The sequence below is a fragment of the Bacteroidota bacterium genome (assembly GCA_038746285.1).
In the GTDB taxonomy this organism is placed as follows: Bacteria; Bacteroidota; Rhodothermia; order Rhodothermales; family JANQRZ01; genus JANQRZ01.
In genome coordinates this window covers 1-20,710 of sequence record JBCDKT010000053.1, presented here as the reverse complement: position 1 = coordinate 20,710, position 20,710 = coordinate 1, and the positions used below count along the sequence as shown (strand labels likewise).

The 20,710-nt window shown below is 70.9% G+C and carries 14 protein-coding genes; 4 read left to right on the top strand and 10 right to left on the bottom strand.

Going from position 1 to position 20,710, the window contains the following annotated elements:
- Genes AAGI91_14530 through AAGI91_14520 form a run of 3 tightly spaced genes read right to left on the bottom strand, consistent with a single transcriptional unit; the run spans window position 1 to window position 4,508 of the window.
- On the bottom strand, window positions 1–336 hold the full coding sequence (locus AAGI91_14530; protein ID MEM1043830.1) for an SCP2 sterol-binding domain-containing protein: 336 nt from the start codon (window positions 334–336) through the stop codon (window positions 1–3).
- Between the two features lie 51 nt (window positions 337–387).
- Window positions 388–1,737 (bottom strand): DUF3999 family protein, encoded by a 1,350-nt coding sequence (locus tag AAGI91_14525; protein ID MEM1043829.1) that lies wholly within the window; start codon window positions 1,735–1,737, stop codon window positions 388–390.
- Window positions 1,737–4,508 (bottom strand): DUF2339 domain-containing protein, encoded by a 2,772-nt coding sequence (locus AAGI91_14520; protein MEM1043828.1) that lies wholly within the window; start codon window positions 4,506–4,508, stop codon window positions 1,737–1,739. Before AAGI91_14520 ends, AAGI91_14525 begins: the two co-directional genes overlap by 1 nt.
- Before the next feature lie 156 nt (window positions 4,509–4,664).
- Between AAGI91_14520 and AAGI91_14515 the strand changes: the two genes are divergently transcribed.
- Window positions 4,665–5,192, top strand: coding sequence for a hypothetical protein (locus AAGI91_14515; protein ID MEM1043827.1), 528 nt, complete (start codon window positions 4,665–4,667; stop codon window positions 5,190–5,192).
- A gap of 1 nt (window position 5,193) precedes the next feature.
- Here AAGI91_14515 and AAGI91_14510 read toward each other — a convergent pair whose 3' ends face one another.
- Window positions 5,194–5,421: a hypothetical protein gene (locus tag AAGI91_14510; protein ID MEM1043826.1), complete on the bottom strand. Its 228-nt coding sequence runs from the start codon at window positions 5,419–5,421 to the stop codon at window positions 5,194–5,196.
- Between the two features lie 241 nt (window positions 5,422–5,662).
- On the opposite strand from AAGI91_14510, the gene AAGI91_14505 reads away from it, so the two are divergent.
- Complete coding sequence (locus AAGI91_14505; protein MEM1043825.1) at window positions 5,663–6,376, top strand: aquaporin; 714 nt, start codon at window positions 5,663–5,665, stop codon at window positions 6,374–6,376.
- A 135-nt stretch (window positions 6,377–6,511) separates the two neighbouring features.
- Here AAGI91_14505 and AAGI91_14500 read toward each other — a convergent pair whose 3' ends face one another.
- The 6 genes from AAGI91_14500 to AAGI91_14475 all read right to left on the bottom strand — a co-directional run bounded on the left by AAGI91_14500 (window position 6,512) and on the right by AAGI91_14475 (window position 19,439).
- Window positions 6,512–9,919, bottom strand: a complete 3,408-nt coding sequence (locus AAGI91_14500; protein MEM1043824.1) for a hypothetical protein — start codon at window positions 9,917–9,919, stop codon at window positions 6,512–6,514.
- A complete protein-coding gene (locus AAGI91_14495; protein MEM1043823.1) occupies window positions 9,916–11,133 on the bottom strand; it encodes a mechanosensitive ion channel domain-containing protein in 1,218 nt (405 codons plus the stop codon). Before AAGI91_14495 ends, AAGI91_14500 begins: the two co-directional genes overlap by 4 nt.
- A 78-nt stretch (window positions 11,134–11,211) precedes the next feature.
- On the bottom strand, window positions 11,212–11,433 hold the full coding sequence (locus AAGI91_14490) for a hypothetical protein (GenBank protein ID MEM1043822.1): 222 nt from the start codon (window positions 11,431–11,433) through the stop codon (window positions 11,212–11,214).
- Window positions 11,434–11,555: 122 nt separating this feature from the next.
- Entirely contained in the window at window positions 11,556–14,249 is a 2,694-nt protein-coding gene (locus tag AAGI91_14485) for a T9SS type A sorting domain-containing protein (protein ID MEM1043821.1), read from the bottom strand.
- Window positions 14,250–14,558: 309 nt separating this feature from the next.
- Window positions 14,559–15,125, bottom strand: coding sequence for a hypothetical protein (locus AAGI91_14480; GenBank protein MEM1043820.1), 567 nt, complete (start codon window positions 15,123–15,125; stop codon window positions 14,559–14,561).
- A gap of 192 nt (window positions 15,126–15,317) precedes the next feature.
- Entirely contained in the window at window positions 15,318–19,439 is a 4,122-nt protein-coding gene (locus AAGI91_14475) for an ATP-binding protein (protein ID MEM1043819.1), read from the bottom strand.
- Window positions 19,440–19,637: 198 nt separating this feature from the next.
- Between AAGI91_14475 and AAGI91_14470 the strand changes: the two genes are divergently transcribed.
- Both AAGI91_14470 and AAGI91_14465 read left to right on the top strand, forming a co-directional pair.
- A complete protein-coding gene (locus AAGI91_14470) occupies window positions 19,638–20,483 on the top strand; it encodes a HipA family kinase (GenBank protein MEM1043818.1) in 846 nt (281 codons plus the stop codon).
- On the top strand, window positions 20,480–20,710 hold a 231-nt coding region (locus AAGI91_14465; GenBank protein MEM1043817.1), incomplete at its 3' end, for a DUF3037 domain-containing protein. The genes AAGI91_14470 and AAGI91_14465, both read left to right, overlap by 4 nt.

The window sequence follows — 20,710 nt, the reverse complement described above, 5'->3', positions numbered from 1 at the left end:
TCAGCCCTTGCCGCCGAACATCCCCATGAACTTGGTGGCGAACGGCACCGAGCCCTTCAGCTTGACCTTGCCCGACATCATCGCCATCATCGGGTTGGTCTGCCCGTTCTCGACGCTGAGCCAGACGTCGGCGGGCGCGTCGAGCGTCAGCGTCGGGTCGTCGGCCGTGCCTTCGGCGACGTCGACCTGGCCGTCGTGGACGTGGAGCATGTAGTGCCCGCCGCCCTCGCCGCTGAGGTTCATCTGGACGGTGTCGTCCACGCCCTCGGCTTTGGCGGGGTTAAAGCGCTGCGGGTAGGAGGCGATGACTTCGTCGATGGAGCTGTAGCGGGGCATGGCGGGGACGGGGCGAGGGTGGGACAGAAAAGAGGGGAGAAGATACCGCTGCTAAGCTGCCGGGTGCTCGGCGCGGAGCTGGCGAAGCAGCCGCAGCGCCATCCACCCGAGGACGGCGACGCCGAGGACGAGGACGACCCAGAGCGCGATGCGCTGCACCGGTACGTCGGTGGGAGGCTGGAGGGCCGCCGGCCCGGCGAGGTTGCTCTGCTCAGCAGTGCGGGCGGGAGAGACCGGGGGGATTTCAGATGAATAACCTTGCAGCCCTCGACTAAGAGAAGAGTGGTGGAGCGCGACGGACTCCGCATCGTAGTGCCCGAAGACAAGCCGGAACGGACCGTCACCGCGTGCCACGAAGAGAACTGTCTCCGGTACGTACCCAATTTCTAGTATGGGCGGCTCCGAGCCGAGCGCACCGTCCGGTTCGACCTCCAATTGCCATAACGCAGCACGGGTCGGATCGAACGATAACTCAGGCGTCTTCAACTCGGCGCTGTCGATGCGAAGCCGATAGATGGGTCCGGAGCTACGGAGTTGCCAGGGACGTTCGGCTGCTATCGCTGAACGCAAGTCAGCCTCGGCGATAGTGTTCATTTCCGGCAGACGAAGGCGAGCCCTATCCGCGGGCACACGGGCGTTGAGGAGGAAGGTGAACCTCGAAGGCGATGCATCAAGCAAATCAGTAGGTAGCCACTTTCGCTCCATAGGCTTTCCCACTTCCCGGTTGTACTCGGCCTCGATTCGGGTAGGCGGCGGGAGTTTCTCCCCCTCGGGCCACGTCAGCCGGAGGAAACTCGGTTTCGTCAGGCTGTTCGGGGTGATGGTACGCAGAAAGAGTCGCTGGCCACTCTGTTCGAGGTCAGCGAGGGTAGCGCGGCGTACCCACGGTGTCCACTGAGCCAAGTCGTCACTTGCCGTGAGCGAAACGGAAGTAACGAAGTCCGATGTGCTGTCGGCCCACGTAAAGATGAGGCGGTGAATCGGCCCGTCGAGCGTTCGAGCATCAAGGAGGTAAGCTGTACGTGAGCGTTCGGTTCGATTGGGCTCCGGTAAAATCTCAACTACCGTTCCTGCGCTGTCCCGGCGGATGGAGAGGGCCGGGTCGGTGGTGCGCGTGGTGTCAGTCAAGGCGAAAACAGGTAGAGTAACGCGCCTTACCGCGATGACGCGCGGCGCGTGATCGATAGCGTGGGGTACGGGGTCGCCGTTGCCGTTGAGAACGCGGAGGTCGCCGAGGTCGTCTCGCTGCACGGCCTGGTAGACGAACGGCGGGACCGGGACTCGGTAGATCGGCCCCTCGCCGTCCAGGGCGAGGCTGGTCTGGTAGGCGAAGTCCGACGGGTCGGTTTGCGCCGCCACCGGTGCGGTCGCGGCGAGCAGGAAGACCAGGAGAAGGCGCATCACAGAGCGGGGTCGGCAGGGGCGAGTTCGTCCGGCGGGTCCGGCTCGTCGCGGCGGGGCGGGGCGGGCGAAAAGTACCCGATCAGCAGCACCAGCAGCCCGACGCCCACAAACGACACGATCCGCGCCAGGGTCCCCGCGTTCGAGAGGTCGACCGCGAAGAGTTTGACGCCGACGAGTGCGAGCAGCGCCGCCCCGACGAACCACGGCGTCCGCAGCCGGAACCGCGTCGCCGCGAGCATCACGGCCATCGCCAGGAGCGCCCAGGTGATTGAGAGCGCTGTCTGGAAGAGGGTCGAGTCGAAGAGGCCCGCCTCGGTGAAGGGCACGTCGGCGAGGTGGTGGACGGTCCGCGCTACGAGGCCGCTCACGGCGACGAAGACGCCGAGGCCGAGGGCGCTGTAAAGCGCAGTCCGAACCGGCGCGCTCGGCGGCACATCGCCCCGAACCATCTGGCGGACGTAGGCCGTCAGCACGAGGAGCGCGCCGACATGCGCGAGGTCGAACGGGTTGAGCAGCGGGAGGTAGGGCAGCGGAGCCGGGTCGCCGGTACTGTAAAGATTTGTCAGGAGCGACCAGCCGAGCAGCGCGACGGCGAGGCCGCCCGCGCCGAGGCCGAGGTAGGCCGCGCGGTGCCGTGCCGTCCATCGCCCGACCGGCCCGGGGGCAGCCAGCACGAGCGCGAGCAGCCCGGCGAGTACGATCCCGACGCCGGCCTCGGACCAGCCCACCTCGCCGACCCACCGGTCCAGTGCCCACGCCACCTCGGTCGCGGCGACGGCGGCGAGGAGCCACAGCGAGAGCGCGTGCGCTAGGCTCAGCCGTCGGGGGCCCGACACGCCCTCGCGCCGGACGAGCACCCACCCGAGCGCGGCGAACGCGAGCAGCCACGCCAGCCAGCCGAAGTGACCGAAGGGGTGGTCGTTGAAGAGCAAGGAGGCCGGCACGAGCAGCCAGCCCGCACCGAGCAGCAGCGGCAGCGCGACGGCTCCGGCCGCGTTCCAGTCCAGCCGCCGCCCCACCTCGGCGAGCGCCACTGCCGAGGCCGCGAAAAAGAGCAGCCACGCACTCGGCATGAGGACATCCGGCAGCAGGTCCGCGACGAGGGTGAGGCCGCTCAGGCTCCAGAGGAACACGGCGAGCAGCAGGACCGGCCCGCTCGCCGCGTACTCCAGCCGGCGCACGACCTCGGGGCGGGCCTGGAACCAGTAGGCCGACGCGCCGAGCGCAATCGCGGCCAGCCAGCCGGAGAGCCGGACCCCGAGCGCGGCCGCGTCGAAGCCGAACGCGCTCTCGTCGAAGAGCACGACGACCGAGACGAACTGCAGGCCGAGGCCCGAGAGCCGAAGCCACAGCCGCCGCTGCCGCACGCCGGTCCAGACGAGGGCCGCCCCTTCGAGCGCCCACAGCGCTCCGCTCCACACCGCGTCGAGCGCGAACGGGATCGTGAGCGTGGCGAACGTCAGCCCAATCCCGACGAACGCCTCGACGAGCGGCCGCGCCGCCTCCCGCCGCCCCCGGAACAGGAGCGTCGCCGTGCCGAGGTAGGCGAGCGCGAGCGCGAACGCACTCCACGCCCGTCCGAACGCGAACGGCTCGACGAGCACCGCCTGCAGGGCGAACGCCGCCACCGGCAGCCCGAAGACCAGCGGCCCGTCGATGGGACCGGCGAGGCGCGTTGTGCCCCGCCGCGTAGCGAGGACCGGGATCGCAAAGTAGAGCGCGAAGAAGAGGACGAGGAACGGCTCGGTCGAGGCGAAGAGGGCCGGCTCGTAGCGCAGCCCGCCCCAGACGCCGCCGATCACGAAGGTGCAGAGGAACCCGACGAGGTAGAGCGAGCGCCACTGCTTGACGTAGGCGATCCCGAAGACGCCCGCGTTGAGGACCGTGTAGTACGAGAACAGCAGGACGTGGTCGCCCTGCCCGGTCGAGGCAAGGATCGGCGCGGCGAACCCGCCGAGCACGCCGACGACGGCCAGCACCGGCGCGTCCTGCACGACGGCCAGGACGGCCGAGAACGCGGCGATCGCCACGAGGAGCGCGAAGGCGGGGAGCGGCGGGAGCACGTCGTAGAGCTGGAAGGCCGCGAAGACGGTGAGGTACATCACCGCCACGCCGCCACCCTGGAGCGTCACCGCGTAGACCTCGGCGCGCCGCCGCAGCACCCAGCCGCCGCCGACGAGCCCGAGCCCGGCGAGCGCCGTGCCCAGCAGCCGCAGCTCGATGGGGAAGAGGCCCTGCTCGGAGACGTACCCGATCAGGAAGAACAGCCCGACGAACAGGATCGCCACCCCGATGCGGGCCAGCGGGTTGCCGCCGGTCAACAGCGCCCAGGCCTGGGCCGGAAGCGACGGCTCGGCCGGTGCCGACGGGGCCGGGGTCGCAGCCGCCGCACCGCGCCGGGCGCGCCGACGCATCGCGGCCCGGCGCGACCGCTCCTCCGGCGTCGCCGCGTCCGCCATCGAGTCCTCGGCAGCGACCGGCGCTTCGGGCTCCAACGCCGGGGTTGCCGGTTCGTCGTGCGCTGGTTCGTCGAGTACCGGGCCTGCCTCGTCCGGTACAGTCTCGACCGGCTCGAGGGCAGCAGGTGCCGGGGCGCTGCGCCGCTCCAGCCCGTCGAGGCGCGCCGTCACCTCCTGCAGTGCGTCGCGCGTGTCGAGGTAGAGCGCCACCACAAACCCGAGCGCGGCCCCGAAGAATAGGAATGCCTCGTCGTACGAGGCCGCGCCGAGGAAGCCCCCGAGCACGGTCAGCAGGATGCGGCGGATCATAGACGTGGCAGCAAGCAAGGAGCGTCCGCCCGGCAAGATAGCTCCCACGCTCCTAACTCCTTGCCGAGCGAGGTGCATCTCGTGCGACTCGACGTAGGCCGCGCGGCTCGCGCGGCGGCTGACGGTGGTTCGGCAGAGCGGGCGTATTTTGGACCCATGCGCCGACTGCTCCCCTTCGTCCTTATCGTCCTCTGCCTCGCCGCCTGCACGCGCGAGGCCGACCGGGCGCGCCCCAGCGCAGAGCCGGCAGGCACAGTAGCCACCGCTGACTCCTCGACGTTGGTGGCTGCCGACACCGCCGCGCAGAGCCTCGCCGCGCGCGACACGACTGAGGCAGAGCCGCTGGAGCAGGACCCGGCGAAGCTGGCGGCGCTCAACATGGCGCTCGACACGCTCGAAGCCTTTGTCGGCGTGCTCGAACGCATCGAGGGGCCGATTAACGCGTGGAACCAGGCGGCGGAGGCGGCCCGGCTGCTGCGCTACCTCGAACAGAACCAACCCGCCTTTGCGATGGAGGAGCCGGAAAACGCGGCCGCCCAGCGCTACCCGGAGCAGGTCGCCCGGCTGAACCGGCTGGAGGCCCGGCGCGAGGCCGAGCTGAGGCGGATCGGCGAGGACCGCGTCGCGGCGCAGGTGCTCGTCGAGGAGATGGCGAAGGCCAACGCCGAAGCGGCTGGCCGCTAGCCTAGCGCACGCGGCGGGGCGGACGAGGCATGCGGACGCCTCGCCGCGGCATCGGGTCCCGGTCGCAGCGCTGCGGGGCGGGCGGGACGGTCGGCAGCGGGGATTCGGGCTCGGGCGGCGGCGGCGGGTCTTCGGGTCCGTCCTCGCCGCGCCGGCGGACGAGGTGCCACGCGTAGACCCCTACCAGGAAGGGCATCACGCCGAAGAAAAGAAAGAGAGCACCCAGCATGGGAGGACTGTGCCGGTTCAGTATGACGGATTAGAGGGGACGCAACATACTGAATCGTTTCACTGAATGTTCTCAGGTGCAACAGATTTTACTACGCCCCCCGGTGCGAGCGTAACGAACCCAGACCTGCTTGCACCTCGAAAGGCATGCGAGCGCTGCGCAATCGAGGTCTAGCCCGTAGTTTCAGCGCCAGCCAATTTTCTGAAGCTGGCCTCACCCTGCACACGATCCTGCACCCGCCATGCACCTCCGGTCCTACCTCGCCGAGTTCATCGGCACCTTCTTCCTCGTCTTCTCCGGCACGTCCGCCATCCTCGGCTCCGTCCTCGCCGGCTACGACGGTACGGTCGCCGTGCCGTTCGCCTTCGGGCTCGCGCTCGTCGTCGGCATCTTCGCCGTCGGGCACATCAGCGGGGCCCACTTCAACCCGGCCGTGACGATCGCCTTCGCCGTGGGGCGGCACTTCCCGTGGGGGCAGGTCGGGCCGTACATCGCGGCGCAGCTCCTGGGCGGTCTCGCCGCGAGCGGCGTCCTCGCCCTGGCCTTCGGGGCCGCCGACGGGTTCACGGCAGGGCCCACGGTGCCGGGCGACGCGGCCGCCGCGCTCGGCAGCGTCCTGCCTGTGCTCCTTGCCGAGTTCTTCGCGACGTTCCTGCTGATGTTCGTCATCACCGCCGTCGCCACGGACACGCGCATCGAGGGGATCCCGGCCGGCCTCGCGATTGGCTTCACGGTCGCAGCGATGGCGTTTGCGACGGGCTGGATCGGCGGCGGCTCGTTCAACCCGGCTCGCTCGTTCGGCCCGGCGCTCGTGGACGGCACCTGGACGCTGCACTGGCTCTACTGGGCCGGCCCGGTCCTGGGTGCCGTCGCGGCGGTGACCACCTACAACGTCGTCCGCGGCCCCGAGCCCGAAGGGCCACCGCCCGCGATGACGGACCCGACGCTGGACTGAGTGTGGGCGAGTGGGCGAGTGGGCGAGTGGGCGAGTGGGCGAGTGGGCGAGTGGGCGAGTGGGCGAGTGTTGAAAGGCGACGCCGAAAAAGTTTCTCCCCTTCGCCCGTTCTCCCATCCACCCTTTCGCCAACCATCACAGCATGTTCTTCGTGCGGAGCGCGTTCGTGACCGGGGCGACGACGAGAGGATGGAGCCGGTACCGAGCCCCCTCCTGGACCGTCTGCATCGCGGACGCGGCAGCCCCGTTGCGCCGCGCCGAGAGTGTGCCGTCGGGGCTGTCGGCGCGCTGGATGAGGCGGAGGTTGTAGAGCGACTCGAAGACGAGGAAGCTCTCCTCGCGGCTGGTGCGGAAGATGCGGTCGTACTCGGCAAGCGTGAGCGTGCCGTGCTGCAGGAGCGCCTTGAGCGCGAACGAGCGCGAGAGGTCGAAGGTGCCGACGAAGGCGAAATCGAGCGGGCGGACGGGCCGGAGCGTGAGGGTGTCGGCCGTGACCTCGTCGGTGCCGCGCTGGAAGTCGGCGGCGCGGAGCCAGTAGAGGAGCGCGAGGCGGAGGTTCGAGCCGCTGGCGCGGTAGAGGCCGTCGAAAAAGTCCCCCCGCAAGACGGCCTGCTTGGCCTCGGGCGTCTCGGCCTTGTTGAGGCGGCGCGTCAGGAGCGGGGCTGACTCCGACGGCGCGGCGAACGTGAGCGGGAGCCCGCTCCGCGCGTGGCGCTTGGCGAGCGCCGTCTCGACCTCGTCGCGCGAGAGCGGGGGCAGGGCGACGGTGTCCACGAGGCCGGTGATCTGCGGGGCCGTCCGCTCGACGAACCGCCACCCCGGCAGCACCGCCGTGCCGATCCACAGCACGCGCGTGTCGGTGCGCGAGAGGAAGATGAGCGTCCGCTCGATCAGCTCCAGCCCGTCGGGTGCGCGGAGTATGAGGTGCTGCAAGCCTTCGAGCAGGCAGACGTGCCGCTGCTCGGCGTGGGCATGCGAGAGCAGCACGGCCTCCAGCATGTCGAACGTCCGCAGCGCCGCCCCCAGGCCGAGCGCCTCGCCGATCCGCGAGGCGATGCCCTCTTCGGTCTCGATGCGCTCGGTGAGGACGAGGCGGGCGGGCTCGTCCTCCCGCAGAACGGTGCTCTCGATGACGTTGAGGAACGAGGTCCGCCCGCCGCCGGGCTCAGCCGTGACGACGAGGGTGCTCGTGTCGCGGCCCGCGCGCCAGCGCTCGGCGTGGTCGGCGATGCGGGCGAGTTCGGTCGTGCGGCCGACGAAGAGCGTGGGGTCGGCGACGGGTTTGAACGAGAACAGGCGGCGGTAGACGAGCGGGAGGCCAGCGTGGAGCGTCGCCGCTTCGGCGAGGGCGTCGAGCGTGCGGCGGCGGTCGGAGGCGCTCTGCTCGGCCAGGCCGGCGGCCTGCTGCCCCATCTCGACGAGCCGCTTGGCCTTGCCGCGCCCGAAGCGGAACCACTTCTCGAACGCGGTCCGGGCGCGCCCGGCGAGGGCCACGGCGTCCTCCCGCAGCCGCTCGGCGGCCTGGCGCGTCCGCGCCTTGAGGTCGAGCAGGCTGGCGGCGACGAGGGTCTCGGCGTTGGAGCGGTCGTGCAGTGTGGTCCAACTGCCCTCGAAAATCTCCGTGGCCCGGCGCACGAAGTCCTGCCACGGCTCGGCCAGCAGCGTGGCGACCCCGACAAGGCGCTCCTCGGCGCGGGCGAGGCCGTCCACGCTTAGCTCGCGCGCATTTGCGAGGGCGTGGGCTCCGTCCTCGTCCGGCTCGTCCTCGGCGGCGTCCCCGGCGGTCTCGTCCTCGGCGTTTTCCAACTCCTCGATGGCCGTCTCGAGGTTGAAGCGGACGATGTCGCGGACGTTCTCGGCTTCGGCGAGGGCGCGGAGGATGGGCTGGCGCAGCGGCTCGGCGCTCTTGACGAGCCGGGCCTCGAACTCCTCGCTGAGCGTGGAGCCGACGATCCTGCGCAGCCCGACCTCGGCCGCGGCCCCAGGGCGGCCGGCGTGGTCCGGCCCGAGCCGGGCGTGGAGCGTGACACGCTCCGGGAGGGGGCGGACGATCTCGGCCAGCCGCTCCCGCGTGGCGGCGACGGCCTCCTCGACGGCGCGGTCCAGCGAGACCGGCTGGAGCGCCGGCAGCATGATGCGGTCGGAGTGGTCGAGGGCGCGGCGCAGGAGATCGCGGAGCGCCTCGGCGAGCGGGGCCGGGGCGTCGCAGCGGTCGCAGGCGGCGCGGGCCTCGGACCGCAGCCGGTTCAACTCACCGGTCGCCTGCTCCACCGTCGTCTGCACGGGCACCACGACGGCCTCGGCGACGCGGTCCACGAGCACGTCCACCTCGTCGACGAGCTGGCCGCGCAGCTTCAGCAGCAGGCCGTCCACGCCAAGGCGGCGGACGATGTTGTGGTGCCAGCCGCTCCAGCGCGCCACCGCCGACGCGAGCTCGCCGAGCGGCTCCGCGTCGCCGGGCCGTGCCGGGCGGTCGCTGTCGAAGCCGCTGCGGCGGACGCGCTCGGCGAGCCGGTCGCGCGCCGCGTCGAGGGCCGCCTCGTCCACCGGAGGCAGCGTGAGCGCGGCCTCGTGCAGCGCCGCGTCGAGCGTCTGCACGACCTCCCGCACCCGCCGGACCTTCGCCGTGAGCTCGGCCTCCGCCTCCGCCGCCCGCACTTCCTCGCCGTCCACCCCGTCCTCCATCACCTCCTCTCCCGTCTTCCTGTCCTCCGTCCCCTGTTCTCTGTCTTCCGTGCGCTGCCCCCCGTCCACAGCCCATTCGAGGGCCTCAGCCGTGTGGAAGCGCGGCCGGTCCAGCCCGGATTCGAGCCGGAGAAGCTCCCCGGCCCACGCCGCGAACGCCCCTTCGAGCCGGGCCACGTGCTGCCCGATCTCCATCTGCACACGCTCGTGGTCGGCCAGCAGGAGGCGCGGGAGGCGGACCGTGGCCTGCTCCGTCAGGAGCGCCCGGAGCGGGACGGCCTGCGCGTGCGGGTCGAGAGCGCTGGGCGTCTTGCCGACGACCCGGCCGAGCCCGTTTGCGAGCCCTCGGCCGGCGGCCCGGGTGCGCCGCCGCGTCCGCTCGCCGAGCTTGCGGGCGATGAGAGCGATGCTGTCGCCGGCCTCGGCCTCCACCAGTCCCTCTGGCTCGGGGCGGACCAGCGCCTCTGGGGCCTGTTCGGCTTCCTCGATGAACGCACGGGCCTCATCTTCGTAAAGACGGCCGATCTGCTGGCCGAGGTCGAGAGTGCCCAAGCCCTCGCGGAAGGCCGTGTAGGTATCGGTCGTCCCGGCCCGGTACGCCGTCAGCGCGTCCCACAGTACGGCGGGCGGGCGCGGCGGGTCGTCGAGGGCCCGGTCGAAGCCGTGGGTCGTCATCTCGCGGCGGTGCGCGGCAGCGGTCTCGGCGACCAGGCGGCGGAGCGGCTCGGCGACCTCCGCGCCGAGGGCCTCGCGCAGCGCCGCCACGGCCTCGCGGGTGTCGCGGTCGAAGGCATCGAGGCGGTCCTTCAGCTCGGCGTCGGCGTCGAGCCAGGCCAGGGGCGGAGACGCGTCGGTCATGGGCCGGCGGGGGGATCGAGGAGGGGCGCGCCGCCGGGAGCGATGACGGACGGGGCTTCGCCGTCTCCGGCAGCACTCGGCCGGTCGCCGTCCTCGTCGTCCTCGATCATCTCGTCGAGGAAGTCATGGAGCTTCCACATCGGGTTGAGCAGGCCGTGGCGGAGGAACTCAGCCTTCGCCGCCTCGGTCACGTCGCTCATCAGCAGGAACTCGTAGCGCGTGTCGAGGACGTAAGCCTTCACCTTGAGCAGGAGCAAGAACGTCTCCCGGAACTCGTCCTTCGCGATCACCACGATCGGCTTGTTGAGGTAGACGTACTTCGAGTTGGCCGCCGCCTCGTAGGCGATCCGCTTGGCGAGCGAGACGTCGACCCAGCCCGGGAGGTAGAGCTCGGTCACGACCTGGAGGTTGAGCTCGCCCGCGTTCGCGTTCGACACCTGCCCGTCGACGACCTGGGCGTTGGGGACCGAGACGAGGTTGTCGTCCGGCGTCACAATCCGCGTCGAGCGTAGCCCAATCGAGACGACCTCGCCGTAGGTCCCCTCGACGGCGATCTTGTCGCCGACCTGGAACGGCTGGTCGAGGATGATCACGAGGCCGCCGAAGATGTTCTTGAGCACCTCCTGCGCCGCGAACCCGACCGCGACGCCGACCGCCGCCGCCGCCGCGAGGAGGCTGTTGCCTGGAATCTGGAAGACGGCCGCGATGATGAGGTAGACCGCGAGCGCCCAGACCAGCAGCCGGACGATCGGGATGAGGCGCTTGTAGAACAGCCGCCGCTCGGCGGTGCGGGCGGCGAGCGCTTCGAGGAGCCACACGAGCCCGCGCAGGAGGTAGAGCGCCGCGACGAGCAGCAGCGCCGAGAAGATGAGCCGCGGGACGAAGTTCCGAAACGCGTCCTTTGCCTCCTGGGCGACGCGTCCCGCCGCTTCGCCGGCCACGCCCCGCGCCGTCGTGTCGCGCATCACGACGGTGTCAATCCGCGCAGGGCGCTCGGCGAGGGCGCGGGCAAGGCTGTCGTTCTGGGCCGCCAGCCCTGCGACGGCGGCCTGCAGCATCGCCATCTCGTCGGCGAGGCTGTCCTGGGGCACGACCTCCACCGGGGCCTCGGGCAGCGCCGGCAGGGTCGCTAGTGCCGTGTCCGGGACGGCCTGGGCCGCTACAGGCGCAGCGAGCAGAAACGCAGCGAGGACGAAGAGAAGAAGTCGAGCCATATCGGAGACGCCCAGCAGATACGAGCGGTGCACGGGGCCTATGATACGCACCGCACGGCGGGCTGGGTACGCCACCGCTTAGACCAAACCTTTAGCCTGCGGAAGCAGGGGAGCGTCGGGGATGAAGTGCATGCCCGTCTCCTGGGTGCCAGGCAGCGGGGTCGTCGGGCGGACTTGGTCCTCGCCCATGCCGCTCTCATGGCAGCCCCGGAACACGAGGATACCGATCACAGCCAGGAAGATGAACCCGACGGTGATGGCAATGAGCCGGACGGAGGAGCGGCCTGGGGTATCGGACATGGAGAGCGTAGGTCAGAGAGAAGGGGGAGGGGAGACCGCCGCAGCGGGTGAAGACGATACAGCAGAGCACCGCGCCGGGTTGCCAGCGCGGTGCTCTGCCGGTTCAGGTAAGACGTCGGCGCTCAGCGCAGACGCATCATCTTGCGGACCTGCCGCTGCCCGTCGGCCTCCAGCACGACGAAGTAGACGCCGCTGGCCAGGCGCGACCCGTCGAGCGTCGCCCGGTGGACGCCGGCGGCCAGCGTGCCTTCGGTCAGCACGGCCACCTCGCGCCCGAGCACGTCGACGACGGCGAGGCGCACGGTCCCGGCCTCCTGAAGTTCGAACGGTACGGTCGCCGAGACGCTGAACGGGTTTGGGTAGGACGCGCCGAGCGCGAAGCTCGACGGTAAACCCAGACCCTCGTCCTCGGCGTCGGTCAAGAGGCGCTCCTCAGCGTCGAGGCGGATGAGGGTACCGGCGGCGGGTGTGGTCCCGTCGTCCGCGAGGTCAGCGATCTGCATCCCGTCGAGCCCGCCGATCGGCGGCACTAAGCGGGTGCCGCCGCCGCGGTAGCAGTAGTCGATGTAGTAGCCCTGGCTCCGGCAGTCCTGCCCGTCCGGGCCGGGGTCGACCTGCGTGTCGCCGTCGTTGTCGGCGTCGTAGGTCGCGCCCACACCGCCGAAGCCGCCCGCGGCGGCCGCGAACAGCGCGTAGCCGTCGGCGCGGTCCGGCATCATCCAGAGCACCCGGTGTGTGACGCCAAGGCTCTCCGTCCCCATGCCGACGGTGACATTCTCCGTCGCCGGGAACGTGTCGGCCCAGGTCTCGCTTGGGTCGGCTCCGCTCGGAGCGCGCAGGAGGGGGATCATCCGCACCTCGTCGGTGTCGCCGTTCTCGGACCCGGTGTTCCACAGCTCGAACGGGACGCTCGCGATGAGGTCGTCGTTGTTCCCGGGGGCCGTCGAGGCGAAGACGCCGAGGCAGTTGCCCGCCGTCGCGCAGTCGCTGGTGAAGCGCATCTCGAAGTTGTCGCCGTCGATGACGCTGGGGAACTGGAGCAGTTCGCTGAGGTCGTTGTCGGGGTTGGTGACGACGTAGTCGCCGGTCGAGTTGGCGTCGAGCCAGACGGCGTTGCCGCCGTAGAGGCTGCACCCGGGGTCGTCCGGGGAGCCGCCGCAGGGGTCGCCGTCGGGCGAGGCGATCTCGACGATGCCGACGCCCTCCCCGAAGTTGTCGAACTCGTAGCGGTAGAGCGTGAACGTGCGAGCGTCGGAGAAGACACTCGTCAGCAGGCCGCGCGCCGTCGCCTGCACGCGCCAGACGTAGTCCGTCACCTCATTTACGTCGCCCTCGAAGGTGAGGGTCGTTCCGGAGACGTAGGAGACCTCGCGGTCGGAGAAATCGGCATCGGTGGCTACTTCGACGCGGTAGGTCTCGGCTCCAGACACGGCGCTCCACGAGAGCACCGCGCTGGCGTCCACGATCGTGGCCTCGTCGCTCGGGGCGAGCAGGTCCGGCGTGGCGAGCGCGCCGGGGGCAGGCGGTGTCGGGCCGGGGACGAAGAGGTCGTCTTCGTCGTAGCGCGTCTGGACGGCGTCGGAGACGGCCCGCAGCTCGGTCACCGAGTCGAGGTTGTCGCTGCCCTCAGCGAAGACGATGGCGAGGTCGAACGTCTGGCTCGCGCCCGGCGCAAGCGTGAAGGCGGGTGACGAGATAAGCTGGCGCCGGTCGCCAGAGGGGTTGTCCTGGCCATCGCCATCCGCGTTCACCTCGCTCCAGAACGCGTCGGCCGCCGGGTCGCCGGAGAACGCCCACGGGGTGACGTCGCCGTCGGTCATGTAGCCGTTACCGCCCCGCGTGATGGGTATGCCGTCTTTCCAGAGCCCACGCATGTAGTTGTAGAACTCGGCCGCGCTGCCGGGGTCGCTCGTGGGACCAGGCGCGTTCTCGAAGTAGGAAGAGGACGCGCCGCCGGTGAGAAGATCGTAGCCGACCGCAGGCGGCGGCGTACCGTAGACGGCGTCATCGTTGTCCGCGTTGTAGGCGAACGCCATCGACCGCGCCGGGTCACTCCCGACGTAGTCGTCGACGGCACCGCCGAGGTCCGGGTCAGTGAAGAAGCTGAGGTAGGCGTCCTCGAACGGTGCCGTGTTGCGGTTGACGAGCTCGTAGCGGTAGAACGTGTACCGGTCGAGCGCGAGCTCGCCCGAGGTGAACGCTGTCACGCGGACCTCCAGCCCAATCGGATCGCTGCCGGTCTCGAGGTGCGTGTTGCCGACGTCGTTCATCACCCAGAACGCGGTCTGGTGGCCGTAGACGAGCGGCCGGTCGCCGCCTTCGAGGTCGTAGTCGTCGGGGTCCCCGTTGCCGTCCACGACCGGCGCGCCGAGGTCGGCGGGCCACTCGGCGAGGTCAGGCGTGGCGACGCCGGTGTCGTCGAACTGCTGCACGTCGAAGACGCTGACGTTCCAGATGCGGTCAAAGCTGGAGCAGTCCTCTTCGGGCAGCGTCGCGCCGTCGTCGAGCGGACCGGGCCAGAACTCGAAGTCATCGTAGCGCGAGCCGGCGGTGCGGAGGTCGCCGCCGATCAGGCCGCCGACCCACACGCCGGCGGCGAAGATGGGCGGCGTGCCCTCGCCTTTCGGGACGAGGTAGCCGGTGCCGTTGGTGGTCGAGCCGCCGAAGAAGAGGCTGCCGGTGTTGAAGAGGCGCGCCTGCACGTCGCCGACGTTGAGGTCGGTCTCGGCCGTTCCGGGGTCGCAGGAGCCGGGCGTTTGGGCGAGGGCGGCTGCAGGTAGAAAAACGAGAGCGAATAGAACGGTAAGAAGTCGCATAGCGGTAGATGGGTTATGGTAGCAGGACGCACTCACAGTAGGGCATGGTGGAATGAAAGTCAAGTCGTTATTTCGTGCCCTGCCGGGACGCGAAGAGATAGAGTGTGCCGGGAACGTCGCCGGAGCACCGGGTCCGTGACGGCCCCCTAAGAAAAAGGCCCCCGGTGCATGGTGGACACCGGGGGCCGTGTGCGAACGTAGACGGCTGACAAGGCCGGGCGCTGGCTCGCACGGTGGTGGGAAGCGCCTATCCGGGGGAGCCCGTCCCCCCGTCCTGGGTGGTGGCAGAGAACGGGGGGGCCCCGGAGGTCACGGCTGGCCGGTGTGCGTCGGGCTTGCCAGCGCCTGCACTATGCTGCGCAGTGCGTCGGGCATGACGGGGATAGAAAGCACGCGGTCGGGTCTGGCGGCCGGGCCGCATCGCAGCCGGGTACCGGGCTCCTGGGACAGCAGCAGAAAGGGAATTCCCGCCAGCGGGCCGCCGGGCTCGCGCAGCTCGAGCAGGGCGAAGCGGGTACGCTCCAGGGTGACGAGGTCGGTGATCATTAGGTCGGGACGGGAGAACGTGGGCTGGCTGGTGTGGTGGAGCACGTCCGCCGTGTCGTCGAGGGCGTAGGATGCGCTGAGGCACGCGCAGAGGTAGAGCCGCAGCGTCGGGGCGGTGGAGTAGAGGAGGACGCGGGGCGCTTCGGTAGAGCCTTCGCCGGGGCGTGCGGGCTGGGGACTGGCCGCGCGTGCCACCGACTCCGGGGTGCGGTCCCGGAGGTCAGAGTGCAGGTGGCGCAGGGCCTGGCGCAGCCGGGGCGAGGGCGCGTAGTCCCCGCTGGCGGCCTCCGGCCTGGCGAGGCGGACGGGGCTGAGGGATGCGTGGATCATGCAGCGTGGCGGAGAGTGGGGGCAGCGTGGCTGACGGGCCAATGATCCCCACGAGCGCCCGGCGCGCTCTACCACGGAGCGCTTCATCGATCACATAATTCGCTCATGAGCGCTTGGTGCAGCATCCAGAGCGCTCCGCGCACAGGCACGCGCCGAGCCAACCGCCCCCCGATGCCCTCGCCCGGCAGAGCGCTATGCCGCCTCTTCCTCGCCAGCGGACGGCCCCGGAGCCGTGTCCGCATAGGCCGACGGCACGACCTCGTACAGGTCCCGGAAGGCGCGCGTGAAGTAGGACACACTGTTGAACCCGACCGAGTAGGCGATCTCGGCGACGGTGCCCGTCCCCCGCTTCAGCAGGCTCGCGGCTTGGCGCAGCCGGTAGCGCCGGATCAGCTCCGTCGGGGAGTGGCCGAAGAGTTCCTGCGTCTTGCGGCGGAGGTGAGCGGAACTCAGGCCCGCCGCCTCGGCCAGCGGCCCGGCCGAGAAGTCGCCGTCGACGAAGCGCTCGTGGATGATCTCCCCGAGCCGGGCCCGGAGCGCGTCGTCGGCCGCGGGTAGGTCCTCGAAGGCGTCCTCGAAGGGCAGGTCCAGCGGTGCGGGCACGCCGAGGCGCTCCCGCCAGGCGCGGCGCGAGGCGAGGAGGTTGTCGATCCGCGCCCTGAGTTCCGGCGCGTGGAACGGCTTGACCACGAAGTCGTCGGCCCCGAGTTCGAGCCCGCGCACGCGGCTCGGGGCGGCTCCGTCGGCGGTGAGGAGGATGACGGGGACGAACTGGAGCGCGGGGTCGGCTTTGATGGCGGCGCACAGCTCGTAGCCGTCCAGGCCCGGCATCCGTACGTCGGAGACGACGAGGTCGGGCACGACGTCGCGGGCCTTCGCCAGGCCCTCCTCGCCCGCGGCGGCCTGGACGACGTGGAACGAAGGCGCGAGGAGGTCGCGGATGTAGCCGCGCACGTCGTCATTGTCGTCCACGACGAGGATCGTCGTGCTGTCGCCCGGCGAGGCCGTGTCCTCGGACGAGTCCAGGCTGCGGAAGAGCACCTCGGGGTTGTCGCCGAGGGCGAACTCGGCCAGCGGCGGGGCGTCCTCGCCGAGCGCCAGGCGCGGCCACGCCATCGTGAAGGTCGTGCCCTCGCCCAGCGTGCTCTCGACCTGCACGTCGCCGCCGTGGGCGCGGGCGATCTCGCGCACCAGCGCCAGGCCGATGCCCGTCCCGGGCTCGTCCGACGCCGCGCGCTCGAACCGGTCGAAGACGTAGCCCAGGTGCTCGGGCGCGATGCCGACGCCGGTGTCCTCGACGGTGAGCCGCACGCGGTGCTCGGACGCCGAGAGCGCGACGTGGACGCGCCCGCCGGCCGGCGTGAACTTGAGCGCGTTGCCGACGAGGTTGAACAGCACCACCTCCAGCATGGCGGGGTCGGCCGTCACGAAGACCGGCAGGTCGGGCACAGCGGCCGTGAGGCGCTGCTGGCGGCCGAGGGCGAGGTTCTGGAAGGCTTGCACCACGCCCTCGACGAACTCGCCGAGGTCGAAGCGGCGCGGCTGGAGCGTCATCGCCCCGCCTTCGAGCCGGGCGAGGTCGAGGATCTGGTTGAAGAAGAACAGCAGGCGGTGAGCGTTGCGCCGCACGAGCGTCAGCGCGCGCCGCGTGGGCGTGTCGAGGTCGGTCTCGAGGAGCTGCTCGACGGGGCTGAGGATGAGCGTCAGCGGGGTCCGCGTCTCGTGGCTGAGGTCGGCGAAGAGGCGGCGCTGCTGCAGGCTCTGGGCGAGGAGGGCGCTGGCCTGCTGCTCGGTCAGGTCCTTCTCGGCGCGGAGGGCCGCCGTGCGCTCGCCCACGAGGTGCCGGAGCTCGTCCTCGCGCTGGCGCACCCTCCGGTGGCGGTACAGCGCGACCACCCCGGCCGCGGCCACGAAGAGGCCGAGCGCGAGCAGCCGGAACCACCACGACGCCCACACTGGGGGCCGGACCGAAAAGCTGAGCAGCGCCTCGGCCTTGCTCCACACCCCAAACGGGTTGGCCGCCCGGAGGTGGAACGTGTAGGCACCGGGTGGCAGGTTGGTGTAGCGCACCGCGTTGCGGTCCGTGACGGCGCTCCAGTCGGCGTCGTAGCCTGCGAGCCGGTACTGAAACCGGTTGAGCGCAGGGTTGCTGAAGTGGAGCGCCGTGTACTGAAACCGCAGCGTGTTCTGGTCCGGCCCGAGCGCCTCGGCGAGCGCCGGGCCGGCCGTGCGCATCGGGACCCCGTTGACCGAGAAGTCCGAGAGCGCGAGCCGGGGCGGCGTCTGGTTGTCCACGAGCGCCGCCGGGTCGAACACGTTGAGGCCCTCGATGCCGCCGAAGAGGAGCGTCCCGCCCGGCGAGCGGGCATAGGCCCCCCGGTTGAACTCGCTCGACTGCAAGCCCCGGTCCACGGCGTACGTGATGAAGGCGTCGGTCGCCGGGTCGAACCGGGTCAGGCCCCGGTTAGTGCTGATCCAGAGGTGGCCGCGGTCGTCGCCGAGGAGGCCGTTGACGAAGTTGTTCGGCAGTTCGCTGTTCTGCGAGGTGTAGCGCACCGCGGTGCCGGAGGCCGGGTCGAAGCGGTTGAGCCCGGCCAGCGTCCCGAGCCAGAGCGTGCCGTCTTCACCGGCCCAGAGACTCTGGACGTTGTCCGACGACACCGAGGTACCGTCGCCCAGAACGGGGCGGTAGGCTACGGTGTCGCCGGTGGCGAGATCGTAGCGGACGAGGCCGCGGTCCAGCGTGGCAAGCCAGAAGGTGTTGCCGGCGTCGTGGAGGCGGTGCACCACGAGTGGCTCCTCCGGCGTACCGAGCACGGGACTGAAGCTGCCCGTCTCCGGATCGACTGTGCCGAAGGTCGGGCGGCCGGTCCAGTGCCGGCCGCGGGCGTCCTCGTAGTGGAACATGGGCGCAAAGACCGGCGCGTACGCTTCCGGGACTGGGTAGCGCTGCACGAGGCGGCCGGTCTGTGGGTCGCGCAGTTCGGTCCGGTCCGGGTAGGAGGCCCAGAGCCGGCCCGACCGGTCGAGGTCGAGGCCCCACGCGGTCTCCTCCGAGTCGAACCGGTCAGGGTTTCCAGGACCGAAGGGGGCAGGGCCCAGCCGCTCGACGGCACGGGTGCGGAGGTCCATCCGCGCGATTCCCCCGCGCGCCGTCCCGATCCAGGCCGTCGCGGAGTCCGCCGCGACCGAGCGGACGAACGGGTTGGCGAGCGTGCTCGGGTCGCCGGGAATGGAGCCGTAGAGCGGAAAGCGACTCGTGCGGAGGTCGGCGTAGAGGACGCCCGTGCCGTTGGAGCCGAGCCACAGCACGCCGTCGGAGCTGATGAAGACCGAGACGAACGGGAGGAGGCTGGGGAGGGTCGGGAGGTCGTAGAAGGAGTCGAGGACGACCGTCGCCGCGCCGGTGCGCGTGTCGAAGTGCTCGAGCCCTCGGCGCGAGAGCAGCAGCAGGGCGGCCTCGCCGTAGGCCGCGACGTCCTGGACCAGCCCCCCGACGGCGTCGCGGTGGTCGCTGAACCGCCCAGTGACGGGGTCGTAGCCCAGCAGTCCCTCGGTTGTCCCCACATGGAGTTGGCCGTCGCGGCTCATCAGGAGCCGGCTCGGGAGGAACGCGCCCGGGTCGGCCCGCGCGGGAGGCAGCGCGACGGCCTCCCACCGGCCCGTGCCGGCCTCGATGCGGAGCAGGGTGCTGGGAGCCCCGGCCCAGACCGCGTCGCCGCGGGCGAGCAGCGCCCGGCCGACGACGTGCGGGCCGGTGTCGATGCGCTCGGCCTCGCCTGTGCCCGGATCGAAGCGGGCCAAGCGTCCGGCCCCGGCAACCCAGAGCGTGCCATCGGCAGCCTCAGCGATGCTCTCGACCTGGTCCGGCAGGCCCGGCCCGCCGGGCGCGCCAGCGAAGGGGTAGGAGGCGAAGGTCCCGTCGGGCCGGTAGCGTACCAGGCCCAGGTTCTGCGTCCCGATCCAGAGCGTTCCGTCGCGCGCCACGGTGAGGGCGAGGACCGTCATCTCGGGGAGCGACGCCGGGTCGTCGGGGTCCGGCTGGAAGACGACTACCTCGCGCCCGTCGAAGCGCGCCAGCCCGCCGACGGTGGCGAACCAGAGGTAGCCCGTGTTGTCCTGGGCCATCGCGGTCACGAAGTTCTGGGGCAGCCCGTCCTCGTTCGTGAGGTGGTGGAACCACAGGCCGTCCGGGGGCGCGTCCAGCGCGCCGTGCGCGTGCGCGCTCCACCCGCCCAGCACTGCCGCGAGAAGCAGCGCGGCTGCGCGTCGGGTCGGGCGCGAGCGCCTGGGCGGTGGGCCGGGCACGATCATTAAGAGCCGGGGTGACGAACCATACTACAAACAGTAGCGCAAACGTACAACGCGGCGAGACACAAGACAAGTTATTTTTATCCTGCTTCGTTAGGTCGTGTGCTTGGCGCACTGCCGAACGGCACCGCGGAGTACGGTCTACTTCTGGAACGCTGCGCCTCGCCCGCGCTACAACGGTAGCGTCTAACCCCCGCCGCCATGCCTCCGCCACTCTCGACCCACACTGCCGCGCGCTACGCCGTGCCGCTCCGCGAGGGCGGCTCGCTGCCCGCCATCATAGAGACGGAGAGCAGCGACCTCTTCGTGGTTAAGTTTCGCGGCGCGGGACAGGGGGCTCCGGCACTCCTCGCCGAGCTGATCGTCGGGCAGCTCGCGCAGCACCTCGGGCTGCCGGTGCCGGACCTCGCCGTAGTCGACCTGGGCGAGGGCTTCGGGCGGACGGAGCCGGACCCGGAGATTCAGGACATCCTGCGCGGCAGCCGGGGTGCCAACGTCGGCCTGCGCTACCTCGACGGGGCGTTCACCTACGACCCCGTCGCGGCGGCCGACCTGGTCGACCCGGCGCGGGCCGCCGAGATCGTCTGGCTCGACGCGCTCACGACCAACATCGACCGGACGGCGCGCAACCCGAACCTGCTCGTGTGGGAGGACGAGGTCTGGCTGATCGACCACGGCGCGGCGCTCTACTTTCACCACGACTGGCCGAGCGTGACCGAGGCCCGCGCCCGTGCCGCCTTCGCCTCGATCAGAGACCACGTCTTGCTCCCGCGCGCCGCGAGCATCGCCGACGCCGACGCCCGCCTCGCGCCGCGCCTCACCGGAGAGGCCGTGCACGACGTGCTCGCCGCCGTCCCGGACGCGATGCTGATGGACGCCCCGCCCGGCCGGACGCCACCCTTCGAGACGGCCGAGGCTAACCGGCAGGCATATGCCGACTACTTCCGGGCCCGCCTCGAAACATCCCGCGCGTTTGCCGAGGAAGCGGAGCAAGCCCGGGTGGCTGTGCAGTCCGCCACGCCCGCCTCGCTGCCGTACCGACGATGAGCGCCCCGACCGAACCCCAGCTCCACGATTACGACTACGCCACGGTGCGCGTCGTGCCGTGCCCGCTCCGGGGCGACTTCGTGACGGTCGGGGTCGTGCTCCACGCCCGGACGGCTGGCTTCCTCGCTGCCCGCCTCCGCCGCGACGCCGGCTGGCTCGCCGCCCGCTGCCCTAGCCTCGATGCCGGGTTGCTGGCCCGCTACCTCGCGGCCTACGAGCAGGTCGCC